The organism is Rhodococcus sp. MPR-R1B (assembly GCF_058793255.1).
The window spans coordinates 1-3292 of the sequence record NZ_JBXAFO010000070.1; the positions used below are offsets into that span (position 1 = coordinate 1).

Below are 3292 nucleotides of genomic sequence, written 5' to 3' on the forward strand. Positions count from 1 at the left end.
CCGGTGACGGCGGTGGAGGAGATCGTCGCGTCGGTGTTTGCCGAGGTGTTGGGTGTTGATCGTGTGGGTCTCGATGATGATTTCTTTGCTTTGGGTGGTAATTCGCTGATTGCGACGCGGGTGGCGGCTCGGTTGGGGCAGGCGTTGGATGCGCAGGTTCCGGTGCGGGTGTTGTTCGAGGCGTCGTCGGTGGAGTTGTTGGCTGCGCGGGTGGAGTCGGAGGTCGGTTCGGGTGCGCGGGCGGCGTTGACGGCGATGGTGCGTCCGGAGCGGATTCCGTTGTCGTTGGCGCAGCAGCGGATGTGGTTCTTGAACCAGCTGGATCCGCACTCAGCCGTCTACAACGTGCCGCTTGCGATTCAATTGATCGGCGAACTCAATATCGAGGCACTGCAAGCAGCGGTTTGGGACGTTTTGTCACGGCACGAGTCGTTAAGGACTTGGTACCCAACTGATTCAGAAGGGCCGATGCAGGTTGTCTTGCCAGCAACCGACCTGCGACTCGATCTGAATCCGGTTGTCGTGGATAAGGGCTCCGTGATGATTCACGTGTCGGAGATTGTGCAGCGCGGTTTTGATGTCAAAGCCGAAGCCCCGGTGCGTGTCAAATTGTTTGCACTGGATAGCAATACTCACGTGTTCGTTGTTGTTATCCATCACATCGCGGGCGACGGCTCGTCGATTGCACCACTGGGTCGTGATGTCATGGTTGCGTACGAGGCTCGTTCTCGGGGTGAGGTTCCGGGGTGGGCACCGTTGGCGGTGCAGTATGCGGATTACGCGTTGTGGCAACGAGATGTTCTCGGTAGCGTGGATGACCCGAAGTCGGTTGCTTATAAGCAGATTGCATACTGGCGCACGCAACTGGCGGACATTCCGACTGTCCTTGAGTTGCCCTCCGACCGGCCGCGACCGGCTGTACAGTCGATGCGAGGAGAAGCGTTCGAATTCGAAATCGGGGCGGAGCTACATACCGATCTCTTAAGATTGGCGAAGACGAATAACGCAACCATCTTTATGGTGGTTCATGCTGCGGTTGCGATACTTCTCTCGAAGCTGAGCAACTCCGCCGACATTGTCGTGGGAACACCAGTTGCCGGTCGAGGGGAAGCGGCGCTCGATCAACTTGTCGGAATGTTTGTTAACACTCTTGCGCTGCGAACGAGGCTTGACCATGCTGCAAGTTTCGAATCATTTTTGCGCGAGGTGCGGGAAAATGATCTCACTGCGTTTGCCAACTCTGCTGTCCCCTTTGAATGGCTCGTGGACGAACTGGATCCGCTTCGTTCGACTGCCCATTCACCCCTGTTTCAAGTATTGCTTGTGTTCCAAAACTTTGAACAGAATCGCTTCGAACTGCCGGGTCTATCGGTAGCAGCAGTCGAGGCCGATCTTGGTACAGCGAAATACGATCTGCAGATCACTTTGTCGGAGCGTGCGACTGAAAATGCCGTTCCTGCAGGACTTTACGGGTCGTTCGACTATGCGACCGACCTGTTTGATGGGGTGACGATTCAGGCAATCGTCGATCGTTTACTTCGGATATTGGAGGCGATTACCTCGACGTCCACGGTGTGCCTGGCCGCGATCGAGATTCTCTCTTCCGAGGAGCGCAAACAGCTTGTGTCTAAGGCTGTTTCGCACGAGTCTGTTGATTGTGTAGACGAGACGCTCGTTTCGTTGTTCGACAAGCAAGTCGTATGCACACCGGATTCGATTGCGATCTCGTTCAATGAGACAGAATTGTCGTACGGACAGTTCGATGCACGCGTCAACCAGCTCGCCCGGTATTTGATCTCTGTCGGAGTTGGTCCGGAAGTATTTGTCGGAGTTGCTATATCGCGAAGCGTCGAGTTGGTGGTCGCGCTATATGCTGTTCTTAAAGCAGGTGGTGCTTACGTTCCGATCGACCCCGATCACCCGGCCGATCGAATCGCGCACATAGTGGAGACGGCAGCGCCTCTGCTTATACTGACTACCGAACGCGACGGATTCGAATCCGCGGGCCGACAAGTAGTAGATGTCTGCGCGCTGGACTTGAGAACCGTGTCTGCACGTGCGGTTGCGGACCAAGATCGACACCTTCCGCTGCGGCCGGAAAACACTGCGTACTTGATCTTTACGTCAGGCTCCACAGGAAGACCGAAGGGCGTAACTCTTACGCACCGTGCGACGGTAAATCAGTTGCTCTGGGCACAAATGCGATACGGACTGGACGAGTCTGACGTGGTTTTGCACAAGACACCTATCACGTTCGACATATCGGTGTGGGAATTGTTCTGGACCCTTCAGACCGGTGCCAGGCTGGTCATTGCGATTCCGGACGGACACCGAGACGCCGATTACATTGCGAAGACCATCGAGGAGCATCGCGTAACGACGGTGCATTTCGTTCCGTCGATGCTGAACGCGTACATGTCCGCGATTTCAGCGCCGATGAGTGACTCGGTACGCAGGGTGTTCGTTGCTGGCGAGGCATTGAGTGCTGCTACCGTGCGTCAGTTCGCTGCGTATGGGGCAGCGGAACTGCACAACTGGTATGGGCCGGCGGAGGTCGAAGTAGTTACTGCTTGGGAGGCAGTTAGCGAGTTTTCGCGGGTACCTATCGGTGAACCTGTTGCAGGTACAGGAGTCGCTGTGCTCGATTCCGCGCTGAACATGGTGCCGGTGGGTGTTTCGGGCGAGTTATATCTGGCTGGGCCGCAGCTGAGCCGTGGTTACCATGGACGGGCCGACCTATCTGCGGACAGGTTCGTGGCGAATCCGTTCGGGGCTGTTGGCGACCGGATGTACCGCACAGGCGATCTTGTGCGCTGGAATTCATCTGGGGAGTTGGAGTACATCGGTCGTTCGGATTTCCAGGTGAAGTTGCGTGGGCAACGTATCGAACTTGGCGAGATCGAGTCCGCATTGATCGCTCACGACTCAGTTGCGGACGCGGTTGTTGTCTTGCATACCGATGCCGTGTTCGGTGACAGCCTGATTGCGTACGTCATCGGAACTGCGGTGGATTCTTCGGCAGTTCTGAACTCGGCACGAGAAGTCCTTCCGTCGTATATGGTGCCGTCGCAGATCATGGTGTTGGATGCGTTTCCGCTGAATGCTTCGGGGAAGTTGGATCGGAAGTTGTTGCCGGCGCCGGTGTTCGAGGCTGCGGTGTTTAGGGCTCCGGTGACGGCGGTGGAGGAGATCGTCGCGTCGGTCTTTGCCGAGGCGTTGGGTGTTGATCGTGTGGGTCTCGATGATGATTTCTTTGCTTTGGGTGGTAATTCGCTGATTGCGACGCGGGTGG

1 protein-coding gene is annotated in these 3292 nt (G+C 56.5%); it reads left to right on the forward strand.

Annotated elements, in window-relative coordinates; genetic code table 11:
* Positions 1-3292, forward strand: a 3292-nt coding sequence (locus AC1Q61_RS32650) for an amino acid adenylation domain-containing protein (protein ID WP_492654932.1), incomplete at both ends; no start/stop codon positions are given.